Origin of the sequence: Desulforegula conservatrix Mb1Pa (assembly GCF_000426225.1) — a bacterium.
Lineage (GTDB): Bacteria > Desulfobacterota > Desulfobacteria > Desulfobacterales > Desulforegulaceae > Desulforegula > Desulforegula conservatrix.
Map to the genome: position 1 here is coordinate 1 of NZ_AUEY01000068.1, position 20,827 is coordinate 20,827.

The window sequence follows — 20,827 nt, forward strand, 5'->3', positions numbered from 1 at the left end:
GGATCATATTTTTTGCCATGCTACACCTCCATCATATCTGGATAATCTTTCACATGCCTTAAGATAAGCATGGCGGAGTAAAAATGGTAATCAAATAGACTATTGAAAGGATAATAAATGAAATTCTTGAGGCAGCTCTGTAAAAATATAGTAATTGCAGTCATTGTGTTTGGAATATTGATTATTGGATTTGCATGGTTTTTCCAGGAGAATCTGATTCATTATCCTACAAAATATACTGTAAAAGAACTTGAATTGTTTTCAAAGCAAAGACCGGATCTTAAATTCTGGCCTGATAAATCTGATTACAGGGGAATAATAGCAGAACCACCAGCAAATAAGAAGATTCTTGGAACAGTTGTGATGTTTCATGGAAATGCAGGATCAGTAATAGAGAGAATATGGTACGCGGATTCTCTTTCCGCACTTGGCTACAGGGTTATTCTTCATGAACATCCTGGATACGGGGCAAGAGACGGCAAATTAGACGAAAAGAATCTCGTGAATGACGGAGTCGAATCTGTAAGATTTGCCAGAATTAAATACGGCCGTCCTGTCTACATAGTGGGAGAATCTCTTGGAAGCGGTGTTGCAGCTGGCGTAATTTCCCAGGCAGAATCCGAAGGCGCTGCCCTTATAGTGCCTTGGGACAGAATAGTTAATGTGGCAAAGAAGTTTTATTGGTATCTACCTGTGGAGCTTCTTTTGAAGGAGAAATATGACAGTATAGAAAATCTTAAGGCCTTCAAAGGACCTCTTGCTGTAGTTATGGCAGAAAATGACGAAATTATCCCTCCTGAATGTTCCAGAAATTTGTATGAAAGTTTTGGTGGTAAAAAGAAACTCTGGATATCAAAGGGCGCGGGCCATAATAGTTGGAGTTCCATCGCAACTCCAATTTTCTGGAAGGATATTATGGGCTTTGTGTCAGGGTCTGAAAATAATATTCAAGCTGAAAAATAAGCATTTTTTGAGCAAGCAGAGGCTTCAGGTCTATTTGTTATTTGGGATATGATCAGTAACCAAATGCTTCAGAAATAATCTTTTTTTAGAGAATAGATGAAGAATAGGTGAAGTCTAAAGAAAAATACGCAAATTCTCTGGTTTATATTTCCCTCAAATCAATCTTCTGAGTGTTAAAGTCTGAATAAATGACTTGATTAAGTCTATTCTATCTGCTCATGGTAATGAGAATTGGATGAAATTTGAATAATTTGTTTTAAATGTGGGGCTGTGTGGACTCTACGCTCACTTGACTTTTTAAGCTACCTGGGCGATAACATGATCAATCTGAGTAATAATTCTTATACCTTTCAGATAGCTGCTGAATGCTTAGCCATTACTATATCTGATTTTTTGACAGTCCATGAGCAAACAATGTCATTGCAGGAATCTTTATTAATTCATCCAGACGCAAAAGGTCATAGCCATGTATGAAATAAAGGCAGATCAAATAAAAAACAGGCTGTATATTACGCTAACTGGAATCATCAGCGCGGATGAAGTCAAATCCATTTCAGAGTCAATAAAAAACGAAATAGAAGGTTTACAGGCCGATTTTGCCTGTATTGCCGATCTAACCAAATTCAAAATAAAACCAGAGAATGCTGAGTGGCTGCTGGGCATCCAGGACCTGCTCTCTAAAGCTGGAATGTCACAGATGATCAGAATCGGCGATCCTATGTACAGAGAGCTTCTGGAAAAAAGCAGCAAAAAAGCAGGCTATTCAGGCAAGCTGGTTTATGATCTTGAGACAGCCATAAGAATCGTTGAGCAGCGGGATTGATTTTTTTTGAGAGTCTTTGGAATTGGGAAACGGTTAGAAAATGATGGCAATCTGCAAGGTAAAGGTGAAGAATGGACGACATCGATAGAATAAAAAATCTCAGCATGGAAGCAAACGTCCAGGTTAATATCGAGCTTGGAACGAAACTGCTGCTGGAATTGGAAGACGTCAATATTCCGATAAACAGTCTATTTGTAGGCCTTAAAGCAAACGAATACTTTATCGCTTCCCAGCCATCTAATTATTCGATGATCAAGCATAAGCTTTTTCCTGGTAACCCCATGGTTATCAAATATCTTCACAATGGTACAGTATACGCTTTTCCAACAAAGATAATAGACATCATCGACAAACCTGTGCAGATGGTGCTTTTCGTATACCCCAAATTTTTGCAGAGCCAGACCATCCGTTCGTACCGCAGGAACGATTGTCTTATTCCTGCCAAGGTCATTGTCAGTAGTATTGAAAGACATGGGATAATAAAGGATTTGAGCGAGGAAGGCTGCGGGTGCAGCTTTAAATATCAGCTTAATTCCAAGGTAAAGCTGAGGACAGGAAGCACAATAACCCTTTATTGCCAGTTTCCTGGAAGGGAAGGGGATGTCGAGCTGACAGGCTCAATTCAGAATCTTAGAAAAGAAGGCTCAAGTGAGATTGTCGGCCTGAGATTTGAGAATCTTTCAGAACAGTCCAGCGCCATCATTTATGATTATCTTGTCTTTTTATCAGCCCAGCAGGCCTGATGATAAGTCGGCATAGTATTTTTATTAATAATAACAGTCTTTTTTATGCATATTATTCATGACTCTGAAAAGTTTTTACTGAGTTTTTTTCAAAAAGCGCCCCCCTATAAAGTTCTGTTTATAGCCCCGATACTCTCCTCCAGCTTCTTTGCAGATATCTTGAATTTTGTTCCTATTTCAGGAGTGAATACCGATATCTTGAATTCTTCAAGTAGCCAGACAAAATCCTCAACTAGTCTTCTTTTTTCAGGTGATGCCGACGATGTGAGACTGCTTATGACTTCATCAAGTTTTTTCTCGAAAACAGCCACCTGGGCGCCTTTCTGTCTGTCTTTTTCAAGGCTTGTAGCTGCACGCTCGCTCCTCAAAATGCATGATCTGAGAAGTCTTGTCAGATTTTCCATAGTGGAATCATCATAGATAGTAAGAAATCTTTCAGGAACTATTCTGGCTATTTCACGTCTTCTCTCTTCAATGAATTCCAGAAAAAGAGCGCGGTTACTGTTTTTTTGGGCCATTTGAGCAAGTTTGGTCGATGCGTCCGAATAAGCGTTTATCACTGACATTGCTTTTTCGACAATGATGCGTGATTCTGCAAAAAGATTCTGGGCTGATTTTTCCGCAATTGCCTCGAATTCGTCCCTTTTCCTGATGTTTTTTTCAAACAGTTTTTTTGTTAGGGCTTCTATCACAAGGTTTTCTATCTTGGCAGCTCCGCAGAAGTATCTTGACGATTCTATGTCCTGCCTTGAAATGCGCATGTCTTTTTTAAGATTTTTTAGCTCCTTGGAAAAAATCCTTGAGAAAAGAGCCGAAACTCCGGCCTTGTGTTCAAATACCGCATCATTTGAAGTTTTGAAAAGTCTGAGGGCTATGTTTTCTTCTTCGATGCAAAGGGCGGGGTAAGCATATTCCTTTATTCCATTTTTCTCGCCTATGATTATGAAATCAGGTAATTCATCAAAGCTCCATTCTATGATATCATCCTTTTCATATTTTTTTCTGGCTTTAGAGAAAAAATCCGAGTCTTCACCAGGAATGGGAGCTTCGATCAATACCTTTTTGCCGCGGCCCGAAGCTGCTTCCTCGCCTTCTGATTCAATGACTATCCTCATGTTGAGGTGATCAGGAATATTTGATTCAGACCATGCCTCAGTCGGGATGTTTATCCCGAATTTTTTATATATGAATTCACCAAGGCGTGCAAAAAAGCTGCCCTCGGTATCTATTTCAGCAGCAATTATTTCTGCGGCCTTGGAAAGAGGGGACAGCTTCACCCTGTAATCCTTGGACAGATTTTTAAGAATATGAAGAATTCTCTCTTCAAGAAGGCCTGGAACAAGCCAGTCGATTCTGTCCGCGTTTATCCTGTGAGCTACAGTCGAAGGAATTTTTATTGTCACTCCGTCGTCGTCCGATCCCGGGCTGAATCTGTATTCGCATTTTAGCGGAACTCCGCTGATCTCTATGCTGTCCGGATAAGCAGTGGCAACTTCATCCTCGGGCCAGTATCTTATTAGCTTTTCCTTTGTAATTTTTAAAAAATCGTTGCCTTTCTGACGTATTATTTTTGAAAGGGTTCTTGTATCAAATATCGGAAGGCCAAGTTCCTGCAAGCTATCCTTGTAGTATTTGTATATGGCTTCTTCGCCGGCGAGTATGTCTCTTCTCCTGAGCTTGTCCTCCATGTTTCTGATGGAATCTATCAGGTCCCTGTTATGTTCCATGAAAGGGAAGGGCGTTGCTATTTCTTCCTGAACCAGACAGCTTCTTAGGAATATTTCAGATGCTTCCGAAGGGTTGATTCTGGCATAATTAATTCTGCGTCTCGCTTCAAGGACAAGGCCGTAAAGGGTTATTTTTTCGTATGCCGTGACTTCTCCGCGCTCTTTGTTCCAGTGCGGCTCAAATGTTTCTGTTTTGCAAAGATGGCTGCCGATTTCCATGATCCAGGAAGCGTCAACGTTTGCGACGCACCTTGAGTACAATTTTGATGTTTCCACAAGTTCGGCCGAAGTGATCCAGTCACCGCCTTTTCCAAAAACTCCGGATCCGGGAAAGATCATTACTTCCTTGCCCCTGGCCGATCTGTAGAAATTTTTTTCTTTTTTCTGGGCAATGTTTGAAATCGTTCCGCTCAGGATTGCCTTGTGAAGCGCTGTGTAAAGAGGACTGAATTTTTCTGTTTTTGCTATTTTTTCAGGCCCCTTGAAGCTTGTGATCGTGTATCCGCTTTCTGTCATCATTTGTCTGATCTGATCAGTCAGATCCATCCATTCCCTCATTCTTTTAAACGAGATGAAATGGCGGACGCAGAATTTTCTCAGCTTTGAAGAGTTTCTTGTTTTTTCAAGGGCTTCCTGGCATTTATTCCATATGTTGAGAATAGAGACAAAATCTGAAAAATTATCCTTAAAAACAGCCTGGGCAGCGTCTGCTTCCTTTGCCTTTTCCTGAGGCCTCTCTCGTGGATCGGTTACGGTCAGGGCAGACACAAGTATGACCATTTCTTCTAAACAGCCTAATTTATCGGCTTCCATGAGCATTCTGGAAAATCTCGGATCGAGCGGCAGATTAGCCATTGTCGAGCCTTTTTCCGTTAGCACGTACTCGTCCTTTTCAGGATCACGTTTTACAGCATCAAGCTCAATGAGAATTTCATAACCGTCTTTTATTGCCCGAGGATTCGGAGGATCAATGAAAGGGAATTCTTCCGCCTTGCCAAGATTAAGGGCGATCATCCTTAAAAGAACTTCAGCCAGATTGGATCTGGAAATTTCAGGAAGCGTATAAAGTGGTCTTGAATCAAAATCATCTTCAGAGAAAAGGCGGATGCAGATACCGTCCTCGACACGCCCGCAGCGGCCTTTTCTCTGGTTTGCGCTGCTTCTTGAAATTGGAGACACAGGAAGGGCAGTAGCCCTTGTTCTCGGCATATATTGGGCTATTCTTGCAACGCCCGAGTCTATTACATATTTAATGCCCGGAATTGTGAGGGATGTTTCAGCGACATTGGTTGAAACTATTATTTTTCTGGCTTCTGCTCTCTTAAAAACCTTGGACTGTTCAGATGCAGGCATTCTGGCGTATAATGGCATCAGTGCAGCGCTTTTGTAGTTTCTACCTGAAAGCAGGTTTATGGTTTCCATTATGTCCTGCTCTGTGGGCATGAAGATCAGGATGTCCCCATAAGCGCTTTCAGACTGTATTCTGTCAACGGCCTTAACGGCCATTTCAACCTGTGAAGGTGCGTCTTCCTCGTTTTCTGTTTCAGGAGGAGGCATATAGATTGTTTCTACAGGAAAGGTTCTGCCTGAAACTTCGATAATGGGCGCATCCCAGAAAGCTTTTGAGAATTTTTCTGTATCTATGGTTGCGGATGTGATGACAAGCTTGAGGTCTCTTCTTTTTTTAAGAAGCCTTTTCAGAATTCCGAGTATGAAGTCAATGTTGAGACTTCGCTCATGGGCCTCATCTACGATAATGGTGTCGTATTCAGAAAGAAGTCCGTCGCTCCTTGTTTCAGCAAGAAGAAGGCCGTCAGTCATGACTTTTATATATCCGTCCCTGCTGGTTTCATCCCTGAACCTGACCTTGTAGCCGCATGATTTTCCGCATTCCTCTCCAAGCTCTTCTGAAATTCGTTCTGCGACAGAGACTGCGGCAATTCTTCTTGGCTGGGTGCAGGCAATTTTACCGTCTATGCCTCGGCCAGCAGAAAGACAGAGCTTTGGAATCTGGGTGGTTTTTCCAGATCCTGTTTCACCGGATATGATTATTACCTGGTTGTTCTTGATCGCTGAGATTATTTCGTCTTTGCGTTCATTTATGGGAAGCGAAAGGTCAAAAGTCGGGGAAGGAGCTTTGCTTCGTCTTGCGTTTTTTATTTGGGTGGCTCTTTCAATGGCTTTTTCAAGGCCGTGAATCCTTCCTGAGATGGCCGCAGGAAGGATTCCGTCTTTAATATTATTGAGAGATCTTCTCAAAAAGTTGATCTCTTTTTTTATTCTGATCCTGTCTTTAGATATTATTCTGTTTAGTCTGGATTCAGCCCTGTCTATTATTTTTTTTGCTATGCCTGATTCTATCATTAATCCGAAATTTCTAATAACTTATTCCGTTTTGCATTCAAGATGATAACCAGGCGGCAAGGAGAAGGCGACGCAGGCGTACGTCCTCTGTACGTCGAGGAGCCGACGACGTAGCCAACACAGGTAGCACTTTTAATGCAGAATGGAATTTAGGTGATTTCTACTTCCTGATAAATATCATCATCAGTAAATTCTTTTGGTTCCTCACCGGCCTTTATCATGTTTTCGAGTGCCATTTCCAGAAATACTTCGCTTGTCACGAAGTTTTCAGGCCCGGTGTCTGCGATGCCCATGGTAAGCTTGCGTCCGTATACGGATGAGAAACAGTCCACAATTCTCTTGCAGCAGACAAGCGCATTCTGGCCCGAAGTTCCTGGGAATACTACATAAAATCTGCCCTCTGACCTGCTTGCTAGGTCAACATCCCTGATCACTTCCTGAAGCATGGCACCAATGAATGCTATTGCTTCGTCAGCCCTTGTTATTCCTTCCACCTCTATGAACTCGTTATAATCTTCTATTTCCATGCACGCCATGGCAATTGGAAAGGAAATTCTTTTTGAATACGAAATGTTCCTTTTTAGAAAATCGGTGAAAACGTCCTGGGAGTAAAGTCCTGTGAGTGTATCCTTGGCAAGTTTAGCCTGGAGATCCCTGTTCTGGTTTACAGCTTTGAAATAGGCGAGGGCCAGGGGATTCATCTGCTTTTTTCTTAAGTCATTGAATTGCATGAGCTCGTGCTGGCGGGCGGCAACCTTGAAATAAGCCAGGGCAAAAGGATTGTTTACCGTTTCTTTTTTCATGGCTGTTCTGAGTTTTTTATTCTGTTCTGCAACCTTGAAAAATGCCGAGGCAAATGGATTGGTTGCAGAAGCCTTGTTCTGCTTTTTGCTATCAGGCTTTGTTTGCTGAGGTTCAGGTTGCGGTGAATCCATTCTTGGAATAAACGGTGAATTAATATATGCGTCGGCAGCGAGACTGACATCAAAGGCCATGAGCTTGTCAATAGCGTCAACCACGAAGTCGTCGAGGATTCTGTCGTTGACCGTGCTTTTTATTGTATCAAATATTATGTCCTTAAGTATTTTTGAGGCAGCATGAAAATATTTGGGTTCAATTCCGTTTGCCCTGCATATAAGCCCTATTTCAAGCCTGTTCTGAACATATTCCTTACTGTAAACGCCTCCGAAAAACATTTCGACATAGGATTTCAGGGACGGGATGATATGGTCAAGCGAGCTGTCTGTGTTGAATTTTGAAAAAGCCTGGATTGTTTTTACGGCTTTGATGAACTCTTCCGCAACTTGATCGGTCTTTTCCGTAAACTGTTTCCTGAATTGACCAAGTATCTGTGCATCTGTAAGGGAAAATCTCAGAAGCTGTTTTCTTTTAAGAATTTCTGTGTCTGTGATGGCGAGGTATTCGAGTATATTTGATTCGATTTTGTTTTTTTTCATTTTTCACCAGGGTTTTAAATTGTTGGTGCATATATAGCGACATGAATACTACTTAGATTTATGGTTCTGTCTTGTTTTTAGTTGATAGTGTCCAGGACAGTATCTATTTGGGAAAAAGCTTGCCAGAAGTCACTACTGCAATGTGTGACTCCGTATATCAGCGCGCTGAATAGTTACGCTATTTTTGGGATAGTCTTACAATCGTATCAAATTCAGTTTCTGTTAATTGTGTTATGGATAAACGGTTACCCTTTTTAAGAATTACAAGATCCTCAAGCTCTTTTATTTCTCTCATGGTCTTCAGGTCGACCTGTTTATCGAACATACTTTCAAACCGGACATCCACCATGAACCATATCGGTTTTTCGGGCTTTGAAGCCGGATCATAATATCTGTTTCCTGTGTCCCAGGCTGTGTGATCAGGATATCCGCAGCTTGTGATAACCGCAGTTCCCACAGCTTCCGGTTTTTTGCCGCTGTGGTAGATTATGGCCTTGTCTCCGGGCTTCATCACATCCCTCATGAAGTTTCTGACCTGATAGTTTCTTACGCCTTCCCAGGAATCTGTTCCTTTATCTTTAAGATCAAAGATGGAAAAAACCTGCGGCTCTGTCTTCATAAGCCAGAAATTCAACTCATACCTTCCAGAATCATTGTTTGGTGGGTGATTTAGATGTCAGCGTGATTAACAGGGGTACAATAATTTAAAAATGGAATCCTTGGCAAGAGTTATTAACGATATTTGTAATTATTCAGCATAATGCATTTAAGTTCGCTTTTTTGAAAAAAAGCTAAGCAAAAAACTTTTGGGTTTGTTGCTGATTGGCATTGTACACAGTTAACGTTCAATATTTCTCTGCCTTGCCTTACTTGAAAGCACAATGGCCAAGTCGACTGAAGAGTTTTTGGGAAAGGTTTGGAAAACACTTTTTACAAAAAGGGTTTTCCAAGAATAAAAATGTTAAGCTGAATAGTTACCGATATTTTTTAAAACGGTTCTCTTATCAACCCTATTATTGACGAGGTCGCAAAAAGTCCAATTTCCGTCATTCAGCCGAAGGCCGGAATCAAGAAGTATCTGAAAATACAAAGATGCCGGATCAAGTCCGGCATGACGATAATATTTTTTCTGATTTTTTGCGAGTCCATCATTATGATCATATCTACAAATGATTTACTGCGTCCTTCAGCATTCCAAGAACTGGTTCAGCATTTTTGCCGTTTGTGTTTAAAAAAATAACAAATTTATGCATTTCGCCAGATTCTGTTTCTATATATCCTGCTCTTGTACTCACACCATCTAAGGTGCCTGTTTTGAAGAAGGCCCCGTTTTTGTGCTTCATCAATTGATGAAAAGGATAGAAAGCTTCAAGGATTTTTCCCATTTGTAAGGCAGTTATTTTATTCTCTCTGGAAAGTCCTGATCCTTCGACAATGGACAGGTTTTTTATGCCAAGAATGGATTCTGTATAGTCTTTTGCGGCTTTTGTACCGCCTTCAAGACTTGCAGGACTTCCGGAATACTTTCCGGCAACAGCGAGAAATACCTGATTTGCCATGAAATTGCTTGAGAATTCAAGGAGCTTTGATGCTACTTTTTTTATGTCATGCTGAGAATAGGCTGTGTGAATAAGAACGTCTTTTGACCCCTTAACTCCATCTGTCTGAATTCCTGACACTTTTGTTCCGGCTTTTTCAAGGAAATATTTGAAGATTTCCCCGCTGTAAGCATTGATTATTCTTCTGTCTGGTGGCAGCGGAATTCTGCCTGATTTTAATCCGCTTTTTTTTGCTACGCTTAATGCTGTCGGCGTTAGAGGTGTCTGTGATTCAGAGGTTTCGAGTCTTTTGGATACTGTTTTGAAAGAAATGCTGTTGAAGTTTACGCTTAATGCTCCGACTGGAGCATCATACGGTTGATCAGAAGAAATGGTTGCTCCCGGAATAGTAATATTTTTATCAAAATAGGAATCATCCGTAATTATATTACGAATGGATTTTATTCCTTTTGATTTCAAAATACTCGAAACATCTTTGCAATAATTGCCTATCGCTTCGGAAACAAGGAGAGGATCCCCGAATCCTTCAATAATGAGATCCTTGTTATCTCTTAAGTAAAACTTTACCGGGAATCTGTAGTCTTCGCCGAGATAATGAATGGCACAGAGCGAAGTTAATATTTTCAGGGTTGAGGCCGGAACAAGGGGATTATTTTCATTTTTTGCGGCAAGAACAGTCCCATCAGATGAAGTTACCAAAAGACTGTCACTGCTTCCGATTGCAGATTCAATGTCTTTTATTGACTGGGCCGCTATAGACGTTGATGCAATGAACATGCAGCATAATATAAGGAATAAATTGCCAGTTATGATTCGAATATTCACGCCTTTTTCTCCGGACTCTCTATGATAAGGGTAACAGGACCGTCATTGACAAGTGAAACATCCATCATTGCCTGAAATCTTCCTGTTTCCGTATTTATGCCTTTTAGTCTGAAATTTTTTATGAAATCCTCATAGAGAGCATTTGCGATTTCAGGTTTAGCAGCAGATGCGAAAGACGGGCGTTTGCCTTTTCTACAGTCTCCGTAAAGCGTGAACTGTGAAACTACAAGAGCCGATCCTTCTACATCCATGAGAGACAGATTCATTTTTCCTGTCTCGTCTTCAAATATTCTCAGGCCCGAAATCTTGTCCGCCATCCAGTCAACTTCCTTTATTGAGTCTTCATCTCCAACTCCAAGGAACACAAGGATTCCGGGGCCAATTTTACCCGTTATTTCACCATCAACCTCAACCATGGCTTTTTTTACTCTCTGTATTACCGCCTTCATTTTTAGCCCTTTTTCAAAAGATCGGCAAAAGGATTATTAAATGGGATGTTCTTGCTATTATCAGATTTTGTGCTTTTTTTAGGGGCAGGCTTCCCTTTTTGAATATGCTTTGATTCTGTTTTTTGCTCCTTTGCAGCGCTATTGTCTGGCATTTCAGGAGCTGATTTCATGGAAAGCGATATGCGCTTTCTTTTTTCATCGACTTCCATGACAGTCACTTTGACTTTTTGATGAACTTTGACAACGTCCGCCGGATTTTTGACAAATTTATCTGCAAGCTCACTGATATGAACAAGCCCGTCCTGGTGTACACCGATATCAACAAACACGCCGAATGCTGTTATGTTTGTGACGATTCCAGGCAGTTTCATGCCAGGAACAAGGTCTGACATTTTATGCACATCTTCGGAAAATGCAAAGGTCTCGAAGCTCTCCCTAGGATCTCTTCCTGGTTTTGCGAGTTCTGACATGATATCTGTAAGGGTTGGTAGACCTATTTTATCAGTGACATAATTCTTTATCTGTATTCTGCTTCTAATCTCATCGTTTTTCATGAGGTCAGAGAGTCCGCAGCCAAGATCCTCGGCCATTTTCATTACAATATGATAGCTTTCAGGATGAACAGCGCTTTCATCAAGGGGATTTTTTCCGCCCCTGACTCTTAGAAAGCCTGCGGCCTGTTCAAATGCCTTTGGCCCAAGACGCGGAACTTTTTTCAGCGCTTCACGGGCTTTAAACGGTCCATTTTCATTTCTGAAATTGACTATGTTTTTTGCAAGGGAAGGTCCAAGACCCGAAACATAGGAAAGAAGCTGGCTGCTTGCAGTGTTTACCTCAACTCCGACCTTGTTTACGCAGCTTATAACGACATCATCCAGGGACTGCTTCAGGGCGGACTGATCAACGTCATGCTGATACTGGCCGACTCCTATGGATTTGGGGTCAATCTTGACAAGTTCTGCAAGCGGATCCATAAGTCTTCTTGCGATTGAGACCGAACCTCTTACTGTGATGTCCTGATCAGGGAATTCTTCCCTTGCGACATCAGAGGCTGAATAAATGGATGCCCCGCTTTCATTCACCATTATTATAGGTATTTTTGAGCCTATGACTTCCCTGCAGAACGATTCTGTTTCCCTGCCTGCAGTTCCGTTTCCGATCGCCACAGCCTCGATTCCGAATTCTTTTATCATCGCTGCTACGGCATTAGCCGATTGTGTGCGCTGAGCGTCCGAAGCATGGGGATATATGTTGAAATTGGAAAGAAGTTTGCCCTGACTGTCCAGGCACACAACTTTGCAGCCTGTTCTGAATCCGGGATCTATTCCCATTACTTTTTTTTGTCCAAGTGGAGAGGACATCAGAAGCTGTCTTAGATTTTCGGCAAAAACCCTTATAGCCTCGCTGTCTGCCTTTTCCTTTGTAGCTAGTCTGATTTCAGTTTCCATGGATCTTGAAAGCAGGCGTTTGTATCCGTCATGTATTGCTTCCCGAACAAGGGCGGAATCTTTGCCTTTTCCGGTCACAAACCTTTTTTCAAGGAGAATGAGCGCCTCATCTTCAGGTGGAGCTATTGTAAGACTTATAAATTCTTCTTTTTCAGCTCTTCTCATGGCAAGAATTCTATGGGAAGGAGATGTGGCAACAGGTTCGCTCCATTCAAAATAATCCCTATATTTTGCGCCTTCTTCTTCTTTCCCCGGAATTACTTTGCTTGAAACAGTGCCTTTTTCAAGGAAAAGACGACGTAGTTCAGCCCTTGCTTCTGCGTTTTCACTTATGATTTCAGCAATGATATGAAGAGCGCCTTCTATGGCATCTTCAATTTCGGGTACAGTTTCAGGATTTATAAACTCTTTTGCAATTTCATTGGGATCAATGCCTTTTTGTTCCATGATGGCGTCTGCTAAGGGCTGAAGTCCTTTTTCCCTTGCTACTGAGGCTTTTGTCTTTCTCTTTGGCTTGTATGGCAAATATATGTCTTCAACTTCTGCGAGGGTGTCAGCTTTTCTGATCTTTTCCTCAAGCTCAGGCGTAAGGTGATTCCCTAAAGTCATGGATTTGATGACAGCTTCTTTTCTGTCATCCAGTTCCTTAATCTGGAGAGCCCTGTCCCTGATCGTCGTTATGGCCACTTCATCAAGTGTTCCTGTAACTTCTTTTCTGTACCTTGCAATAAAGGGAACCGTTGCTCCTTCTTCAAGAAGCGCCAGTGTAGCGTCTATCTGTTCAGGCCTTATGCCGGTTTCCACGGATATTTTTTTAGCGTAAATATGCATTATTTTGATTTTCCATCAGGATCGCATTTTAATAATGATTCGGATCAGTCCTGGGCTGGTTATTCCTTTTTTGCATTCAAGATGATGCCAACCCTTTAATATGAATCGGGGAGGGCTTGAATGCGAATCGGAATTAGTCCCAAATTTGTCGGAATACGGATACCACATCAGAGAAATTGTTTGAAACGCTTTTTTTAAACCTTTGCCAACCCCATTCAGACGGCATTGAAAAAGCGCTGAACTCAACTTCAATCTCTACATTTGTTTCATTCTTCGGCCCTTTTTTCATGATTCTTATTTTATAAGGATATTTAATAAATCCTTGGTGTTTCATCACCGTCATGCTTGTGAGATTTCCATCAAGAACTCTCTGTTTGCTGAGCACAGATTTAAGGCCTTTGTTCGCCGTCAGTTTCGAAAGAGCGTCGTTTACTGAATCCTCAAAAGGATTTTTTGAATCTTCAGTAGATGAACCTTGCGCGACTTCCATTGTGAAACCATCAATCCTGTATTCTTCATCAGCAGGCGCCATGTAAAATATTGATTCAGTAGTTATTCCGTCTGTTATGGTTGTTTCAACAGTCACAGCATAAAATTCTATATTTGGGGTTTTTGTACCTGCATAAAGCATTAATGGCAGCGCCAGTATCAGAACCGCTTTGATCAGGGTTGGCATTATCGTTTTTAGCTTGGGGTTCATCTTTGGCATATTTTATGATTAGTGTATTTTTTTTTGCTTAAGTAATGTCAGTTTCATGACGAAAAGAGTGATTAAAGATTTAAGTTACGTCAAAATATTATTTGTCCCGTGAGCTTTGAATTCCCTGATTGGATTAAGAATATATTAAAACATGTTTATTGTCAGAAAAGGCTTTTTTCTGGCCTGTTAATTGCTTTATATTGTGTTCAGGTTATTGCTCGTTTTGGATTAATATGTTTATTTCATTGCTTTTGCATTGATACGCAATGTTTGAAGGACATTTATTCTGGCATAAACAAATATTGTTTATAGCATTTGCTCAGTTTAAGTGGAATTTTTTTCCTTGTTGCCAAGCTCTGGAGGTTAATTATGTCTGCCCACAAATATTTTATTTTTATTGTTCTTGTACTTATTACATCTTTTTCAGGCTTATCAGGATGCTCGACTGACAATCAGGTTTTGAAATATGAGAACAAAGTCAATAAAAACGATAATATTGTGCCTGGTATTGAAGCTCCTGAAAGTGACGAAAAAATGATGGTCGCGGCAACAGGAAAGGGTCTTGAGCCTGAAACCGGATCTCCTGCCCAAAAGAGGTTCATGGCAGAGAGAGCTGCGATAATAGATGGCTATAGAAAACTTGCAGAACGTCTTGGCGGGATAATTCTTCATTCAAGCACAAGGGCCGGCATGAGCGAGGTGACCTCAGATGTTATTACAACCGAGGTGAATACTTATATGAGGGGAGCAAGGGTTCATTCTGTTGAATTCAAGGATGGATATGCAACGGCTGAGATCCGTGTTTATCTTGCTCCAAGAGATTCCAAATTCTATAATTGATTGAATTTTTAAAGCTGATTTTCGACTTTATCTTGTCAGAAAATCAGCTTTTTCATTTCTATAGCCTGACATTGATATTGACCAGGTCGCAAAAAGTCCAATTCCTGTCATTCCGGCGCAGACCGGAATCCAGAAGTGTCTGAAAATATTGGATGCCAGATCAAGCCCGGAATGACGCCAATGCCCTTTTTGACTTTTTGCGATTCCATAATATTGCGCTTTTCGGTAAAAAAAATGTCTGTTAAAATAATTGCTTCATATTTTCCCATTTAATCTATAAAATACCATCCTCAATCATGAACGTGGTTAACCGCGTATATCAAAGAGCAATCAGAGTCCCTTCAATTATGGAAAAAATGAGTAAGTATCCTGATTATATTCTTGAAGATCTGGCTACGTGTGGGCTGAGCTGTAGAAAGTGCCTATACAAAAAAGATGGCGAGATCGCTGTGATTTCAAGAAAACTTGCCGATCTTTTTGGTGAGAATTTTGAATCCTATGCTGATCGCTTTTCAACCTTCAAGCCGGAGTTCAAAAATTACAAATCTTTCAGAGCTTTTGTGGATTTTATTGGGGAACAGGAATGTACTGGATGCAGAAAAGGGGAAGGCTGCTACCCAGGATGCGTTGTAGCCTCATGTACCAGAGAAAAGACGATATCTTTCTGCTTTGAGTGTCCGGAATTTCCATGCGCCAGAGTTAATTTTGATCCTGACCTGAAGAAAAGGTGGATTATCATGAATGAGAGGATGAGGGAGGTCGGGCTTGAAAAATACCATGAAGAAACAAAAGACATTTGCCGGTATGTTTAAATTCAGGCCTGGTTTCATAATTTTTTGAATATGTTTAATTGTTTTATTAACATGATTTATAGATCCGTTTCGGAGGATGTTTGATGAAGAAAAATGGAGTGAATGGTTGCATACGGCTGATATTTTCATGCTCTGTTCTTATTTTTGCAGTTTTAATTGCTGGATGCGACTCAAGTGAAGTTGGTTATGCCCAGGACACAGACTCAATCGCTCTGACCACCCTGAGCGGGAAAAGCAGGAATACAAGATTTAAGTTCAATGATAATTTGTCATATCTGGAGACTTCGGTAATTAACGGTACGGACGAAGAAGTCAATAAAGATGAGTCAAAGAAAAGCGGAGCTTATAGAATACGAAAAGGTTATATGCTCGATGTCGGTAAGGATTACAGATCCGGATTCATCACTTCTGACAGAAAAATAAGAGTTTTTGCTACTTTGGATGAAAATGAAGAAAATGAGACCAGCCTTTGCCTCGCATTTCAGAGATCCTCATATATGACCAATTCCAGTTTGAATGGCGATTTTCATATGAACAGGCTTACATGGGGCGGAGGTGCTGGCGTATCCTTTTCACTTTCAAAAAGCACGGTGACTTTTGATGGCAGGAATTTGGTGAACAATGGAACCGAGAATCAGTATTATCAGGTTTCTGATGATGGTACGCTAAGAGTTGGATCTGATACGCTGATGGATGGGATGCTTGGAAAAGAAGGCGAAATGTTCTTTTCCAATATCAAGGATGATCGTGGCAATGCCTATGACTTTTCTGTCGGAATTAAAAAATCATCCGGCCTTGGCACAGAGTCCCTTAAGGGTAAATATTATGCCTGCGAAATTGGGAAAAACCCTCAGAAGGTTTTCACCCAGAGAAGTAATTTAACCTTTGATGGAAATGGGTCCTATACTGAGTCTTCGGCTGATGACAGTGAACAACCAGAAATCAGCGGCGCTTATTCAGTTGCAGATGATGGAAGCATATCAATTGATGGAAGTATTGGCACTGGCTCCATGACTTCGGATGGCAAGATAATAGTTGTAATGATCGAGAGGGCAGGGGATTGGCGTTATATCATAGCAAGAAAGATATGATTTTTTCTTGTGCTTTTGCATGATCTGTACTCATTTCTTATATTCAGGATCAAACCCTCTCACATTATTGTGAGAGGGTTATACAGATCAATTTTAATATCTTAAAGCCCTCACTTTTACAGGAATTCCATTAAGCACCGCGTTTCCGCACAAAGGATCAAATCTGTTGGGAGTGATTCTGTTTGTGTTCACTCCGGGATTTTTTTCCGCATTTGAAAGTCTTGCTCCTTCCATATCATGGCCCCATCCGTGGGGAAGACTTACAACACCTGGCATTATTCTATCAGACACTGAAACCGGAACTGTTATTATCCCTTTATCTGATTTGATTTCTGCCTTGCCTTTATCTGAAAGTCCGAGCCTTGATGCATCGGTCGGATTTACGATAAGGCTGCATGAGTTGCCTTTTGTCATGGAAGGAAGATTGTGGAACCAAGAATTATTTGTTCTTATGTGTCTGCGGCCGATGAGAAGCATGTCTGATTCAGATTTTTCATTTAACGAAGCCCATTTGCAGAGATTTTTAATCTCATTTTCAAGAACTTCAGGCAGGAGATCAATTTTTCTGTCAGGCGTCGATATTACGGATCCAAGCCTCGATGTCAGGGCTCCTAGGTCAATGCCATGCGGTGATTCAAGAAGCTTTTGAAGTGAAAGTCTGCCTGGCTTCATTCCGAAACCGTCACCATAAGGCCCGATCTTCAGAAGAAAGTCGAGGATTCTTTCTGGTACTGTTTTTCCGGTCAACTGCCCGGTCAGCATTTCCCTTGTCACCCCCGAAACCTCGCCTCCTATTGCCTTTATTGTGGCATGGGCAAGCTCGTTCACCATGCTTTCCCCAAGATCAGATGCTTCTGTTTCAAGGCCTTTCCCATCAGCGATTAGAGCAAGCCGCGCAAGAATTTCCCATTTGTCCCTTTCATCATCATTTTTTTCTATCACAGGTGGACTGTATACGGCTCCGTTTCTGACCGCAAACCCGTGGAATACGAAATCATAATGACCGTGGGACAGAGGAGACGCAGGCGGGAGAATAACATCCGCGTGTCTTGTGGTTTCATTTATATAGAAATCGACGCTTACCATGAAATCAAGCCCTGCAATTGCCCGGTCAACCCTTTCGCTTTCAGGTATTGCGACAACTGGATTTCCTGCCACTGTGACAAGGGCTCTAATTTGACCCTGACCCGGAGTCTCCATTTCCTCGGCCATCACTGAAACAGGAATTTCTCCTCCCACTTCAGGCGCTCCGGAAACCCTTGATTTCCATCTACCTGTCACAAATCCCTTTTTGGATCTTGCCTTTTCAGGAATATGGGCAGGCTTCGGAAACATTGTGCCTCCCTGTCTGTCAAGGTTGCCTGTTAGAATATTGATGATCTCAATCAGCCAGGACGATATGGTTCCATACCTCACTGTGCTTGTACCCATGCGACCGTAAACCGTACTTTTTTCAGTTTCAGAGATATCTTTTGCCAGATTTTTTATTGCCTCTTCTGGTATTCCGCAAATTTTAGAAGCAAGTTCCACAGTAAATATTTCTGAATAATCCCTAAGCTTATCTAAATTTTTGAGCCTGTCATCGTATGAATGCCTTGGAAGCCCGAAGTCTTTTATAAGAATTCTCACAATAGCGAAAAGAAGGGCCACATCGGTTCCAGGTCTTATAAAATGATGGATGTCTGCGGCTTCTGCCGTTCTTGTCTTCATCGGATCAATTACGACAAGTTTTCCGCCCCTTTCTTTAAGCTTTTTTATTCTCCCCGGCATGTCAGGAGCTGTCATGAGGCTTCCGCCGGAAACAAGGGGATTGCCTCCAAAAATCACAAAAAGAGCCGTGTGATCAATATCAGGCACAGGAATCAGTTCGTTGGAGCCATAAAGAAATCCGCAGGCCGTCTGTTTCGGAATCTGGTCAACTGTGCTTGCAGTAAAGAAGTTTCTCGTTTTAAGGGCTTTTATAAGCGGCTTCAGAAAAAGTGCGCCGGCCATTGTGTGTGTATTCGGATTCCCAAGATAAATTGCAATTGCATCATTTCCGTGGGATTTTCTGACAGAGTCAAATCCTTCGCTGATTTTTTTGAAAGCCTCTTCCCATGTTGCCTTTCTGAAAGCCCCGTTTTCCTTGATTACCGGATGCCTCAAGCGGTCAGGATCTTCGTGAAGCTCTTTTATGGCTATTCCTTTAGGGCAGCAGAAACCCTTGCTCATCACATGATCCTTGTCGCCCCTGACCCTTGTGACTTCATTCCCGGTTAGCGTAATCTCAAGGCCGCATCCGGCCTCGCAGAAAGGACATACACGAAAAGCTGTTCTTGTGGTCATGGGATTCAGATCCTTATTGATTAAGATTTGGAGATTTTTGTCAAAGACTTAAAAAAAAGCCGGATGCCGGCGGGTCGCTTTTTGGAAAAAGCTCTGCAAAAACTTATGGTTTATTTTCATTGAATTGCACTTGAAAGCTCGGTTTTTAAATCCTTCACAGCGTTTTCAAGGATTTTGATATCCTTTCCAAGTCTTGCAAGAAGAATTGAACCCTCGATCCCGGCTACTATCCTTAATGCCAGTGTTCTTGAATCGGTTTCAGAATCCTGCCCATATCTGATTTCTCCTGATTCCTTTGCCTTCGAGATCAGGGTTGCAATCCAGTCTATTCCTGAATCCAGGACTCCTTTTACTGATTCTGCAACTGCCGGAACTGTGTCTGCCGTTTCCATTGCAAGGTTTCCGAAAAGACATCCTCCTTTCAGACCACGATCCCTGTGAAAATCAAGCACTGCATCGAGAATTCCGTACAGCCTTTCAACCGGGCTTCCTGATCCTGACCTGCCGGAAAGATATTCTCCGTAGGTTTTACCGGCAGACTTTACAAGATCGATGACAAGGGCCTCTTTACCGGGAAAATGATAATAAAGATTCCCTTTCTGCGCTCCGGTTGCAGCAATTATGTCGTTCATGGTAGTGGCGTGATAGCCTTTCGTATTCAGAAGATCCATGGCGGAATCAAGTATTCGCTGTCTTGTTTGCTGTCCTTTTGTTTCTGTCTGATGCATATGTTATCCGTGTTTATAAATATTTTGTACCGATTGGTCTATTTTTAAATAACACTCTCATCTTTCAAGGTCAAGAGTCTAATGTGGACTGGTTAAGAAATTTCGTGTTAGATTGCGTAATTGTACTTCGTTAATATATGCGGTGTAATAAGTTGTTATCTATATTTGCAGCTACCTCTAAAAAATAATGCGCATACACATAAGGCGAAAATGAATCCTGAAATTCGAAAACCCAAAGCATTGTCAATCATAACAAATATATTTTTATTGATAGCACTTTTATCAGTCATGGCTGGTTGCCATAGCTGGAACAAAACTGGCCATTCTATTAAAGCTGCCGCAACCACGCCTAAAGGAAATTATGATTTTTCCAAGGGCAAAATTTATGTAACCAATCAAGAAAAACAGACAATAAGCATGGCAAACCTCGACGGCAGTGCTGGGGTTAGCCTTGGGGGCATACATACTTTTTTGTTTACACCTACTGATATAGTAATAGATAGCTTGAGGGAGAAAATTTTTATTTTTGGCCCCAGTGTTATTATGGCCAATCTTGATGGGTCCGAAGCTGTCGATACTCACGCTGCTATCATGTCCGGTGAAGGCTGGGCTGCGTCAATTAAATACAAGCTTGAAATTGACTCATTTAATGGCAAGCTCTACATTGCCGGGTTAAAATCAAAAGAAGAGAATAAAATTGTATATGTCAGAGATGATCCGACGATTATTATTCAGGCAAATCCTGATGGTAGTGACCAGAAACTCATAGCACAGGATATACTTAAAAAAATTGATCCTGAAAGCAAGAATATAGCGCTTGCTGGTATTGATGCCAAACACAGGGCAATATATTTTTTGATTACCATTTTTACTCCGCCATGCTTATCTTAAGGCATGTGAAAGATTATCCAGATATGATGGAGGTGTAGCATGGCAAAAAATATGATCCAATTTCAAAAAGGAAAGAGTATTCACGAATTCCTGTCCGAATATGGGACCGAAGATAAGTGCCAAGACTCATTATTCAGACTTAGATGGCCGCATGGTTTTAGTTGTCCGAATTGCGGCGGTTCGAAATTTTGCGAGCTCAAATCAAGAGATCTGTACCAATGCCACAAGTGTCACCATCAGGCGTCGGTAAA

At 41.5% G+C, this 20,827-nt stretch carries 17 protein-coding genes; 8 read left to right on the forward strand and 9 right to left on the reverse strand.

Going from position 1 to position 20,827, the window contains the following annotated elements; all coding sequences use genetic code 11:
- Positions 1–117: 117 nt before the first annotated feature.
- The 3 genes from K245_RS25050 to K245_RS0117025 all read left to right on the forward strand — a co-directional run bounded on the left by K245_RS25050 (position 118) and on the right by K245_RS0117025 (position 2,529).
- Complete coding sequence (locus tag K245_RS25050) at positions 118–963, forward strand: alpha/beta hydrolase (RefSeq protein ID WP_051284280.1); 846 nt, start codon at positions 118–120, stop codon at positions 961–963.
- 466 nt (positions 964–1,429) lie between these two features.
- Positions 1,430–1,786 (forward strand): hypothetical protein, encoded by a 357-nt coding sequence (locus tag K245_RS0117020; protein WP_027360199.1) that lies wholly within the window; start codon positions 1,430–1,432, stop codon positions 1,784–1,786.
- A gap of 71 nt (positions 1,787–1,857) precedes the next feature.
- Entirely contained in the window at positions 1,858–2,529 is a 672-nt protein-coding gene (locus tag K245_RS0117025) for a flagellar brake domain-containing protein (RefSeq protein WP_027360200.1), read from the forward strand.
- Positions 2,530–2,633: 104 nt separating this feature from the next.
- On the opposite strand, the gene hrpA is transcribed toward K245_RS0117025, so the two are convergent.
- The 7 genes from hrpA to K245_RS0117065 form a co-directional block, all read right to left on the reverse strand.
- Positions 2,634–6,620: an ATP-dependent RNA helicase HrpA gene (hrpA, locus tag K245_RS0117030; RefSeq protein ID WP_051284282.1), complete on the reverse strand. Its 3,987-nt coding sequence runs from the start codon at positions 6,618–6,620 to the stop codon at positions 2,634–2,636.
- A 149-nt stretch (positions 6,621–6,769) separates the two neighbouring features.
- Positions 6,770–8,077: a GGDEF domain-containing protein gene (locus K245_RS0117035; RefSeq protein ID WP_027360202.1), complete on the reverse strand. Its 1,308-nt coding sequence runs from the start codon at positions 8,075–8,077 to the stop codon at positions 6,770–6,772.
- A 178-nt stretch (positions 8,078–8,255) separates the two neighbouring features.
- On the reverse strand, positions 8,256–8,711 hold the full coding sequence (locus K245_RS0117040; protein ID WP_027360203.1) for an EVE domain-containing protein: 456 nt from the start codon (positions 8,709–8,711) through the stop codon (positions 8,256–8,258).
- A 529-nt stretch (positions 8,712–9,240) separates the two neighbouring features.
- Positions 9,241–10,461 carry a D-alanyl-D-alanine carboxypeptidase/D-alanyl-D-alanine-endopeptidase gene (locus K245_RS25055; protein WP_051284284.1) on the reverse strand — a complete coding sequence of 407 codons (1,221 nt, stop codon included), beginning with the start codon at positions 10,459–10,461 and terminating at the stop codon, positions 9,241–9,243.
- Positions 10,458–10,910, reverse strand: coding sequence for a D-aminoacyl-tRNA deacylase (gene dtd / locus K245_RS0117050; RefSeq protein ID WP_027360204.1), 453 nt, complete (start codon positions 10,908–10,910; stop codon positions 10,458–10,460). The genes K245_RS25055 and dtd overlap by 4 nt, the downstream gene beginning before the upstream one ends.
- A gap of 2 nt (positions 10,911–10,912) precedes the next feature.
- Positions 10,913–13,189 (reverse strand): Tex family protein, encoded by a 2,277-nt coding sequence (locus tag K245_RS0117055; protein ID WP_035277466.1) that lies wholly within the window; start codon positions 13,187–13,189, stop codon positions 10,913–10,915.
- A gap of 133 nt (positions 13,190–13,322) precedes the next feature.
- Positions 13,323–13,898, reverse strand: coding sequence for a hypothetical protein (locus K245_RS0117065; RefSeq protein ID WP_156906832.1), 576 nt, complete (start codon positions 13,896–13,898; stop codon positions 13,323–13,325).
- A 360-nt stretch (positions 13,899–14,258) separates the two neighbouring features.
- Here K245_RS0117065 and K245_RS26895 point away from each other — a divergent pair, with 360 nt between their 5' ends.
- The 3 genes from K245_RS26895 to K245_RS0117090 all read left to right on the forward strand — a co-directional run bounded on the left by K245_RS26895 (position 14,259) and on the right by K245_RS0117090 (position 16,632).
- The gene (locus K245_RS26895; RefSeq protein WP_051284287.1) at positions 14,259–14,729 is read left to right on the forward strand and encodes an LPP20 family lipoprotein; all 471 of its coding nucleotides are present in this window, start codon (positions 14,259–14,261) and stop codon (positions 14,727–14,729) included.
- A gap of 347 nt (positions 14,730–15,076) precedes the next feature.
- Complete coding sequence (locus tag K245_RS0117085) at positions 15,077–15,541, forward strand: DUF3795 domain-containing protein (RefSeq protein WP_232223847.1); 465 nt, start codon at positions 15,077–15,079, stop codon at positions 15,539–15,541.
- A gap of 83 nt (positions 15,542–15,624) precedes the next feature.
- Positions 15,625–16,632 (forward strand): hypothetical protein, encoded by a 1,008-nt coding sequence (locus tag K245_RS0117090; RefSeq protein ID WP_027360208.1) that lies wholly within the window; start codon positions 15,625–15,627, stop codon positions 16,630–16,632.
- 93 nt (positions 16,633–16,725) lie between these two features.
- Here the strand turns inward: K245_RS0117090 and K245_RS0117095 are convergent, their stop codons facing one another.
- Together K245_RS0117095 and K245_RS0117100 are read right to left on the reverse strand one after the other, a co-directional pair.
- Positions 16,726–18,957 (reverse strand): molybdopterin-dependent oxidoreductase, encoded by a 2,232-nt coding sequence (locus K245_RS0117095; protein WP_027360209.1) that lies wholly within the window; start codon positions 18,955–18,957, stop codon positions 16,726–16,728.
- A gap of 116 nt (positions 18,958–19,073) precedes the next feature.
- A complete protein-coding gene (locus tag K245_RS0117100) occupies positions 19,074–19,685 on the reverse strand; it encodes a TetR/AcrR family transcriptional regulator (RefSeq protein ID WP_027360210.1) in 612 nt (203 codons plus the stop codon).
- A gap of 210 nt (positions 19,686–19,895) precedes the next feature.
- Between K245_RS0117100 and K245_RS0117105 the strand changes: the two genes are divergently transcribed.
- Together K245_RS0117105 and K245_RS27395 are read left to right on the forward strand one after the other, a co-directional pair.
- The gene (locus K245_RS0117105; RefSeq protein WP_027360211.1) at positions 19,896–20,576 is read left to right on the forward strand and encodes a hypothetical protein; all 681 of its coding nucleotides are present in this window, start codon (positions 19,896–19,898) and stop codon (positions 20,574–20,576) included.
- Positions 20,577–20,615: 39 nt separating this feature from the next.
- Positions 20,616–20,827: transposase (locus tag K245_RS27395; RefSeq protein ID WP_027359792.1), on the forward strand; the 212-nt coding region annotated here is incomplete at its 3' end.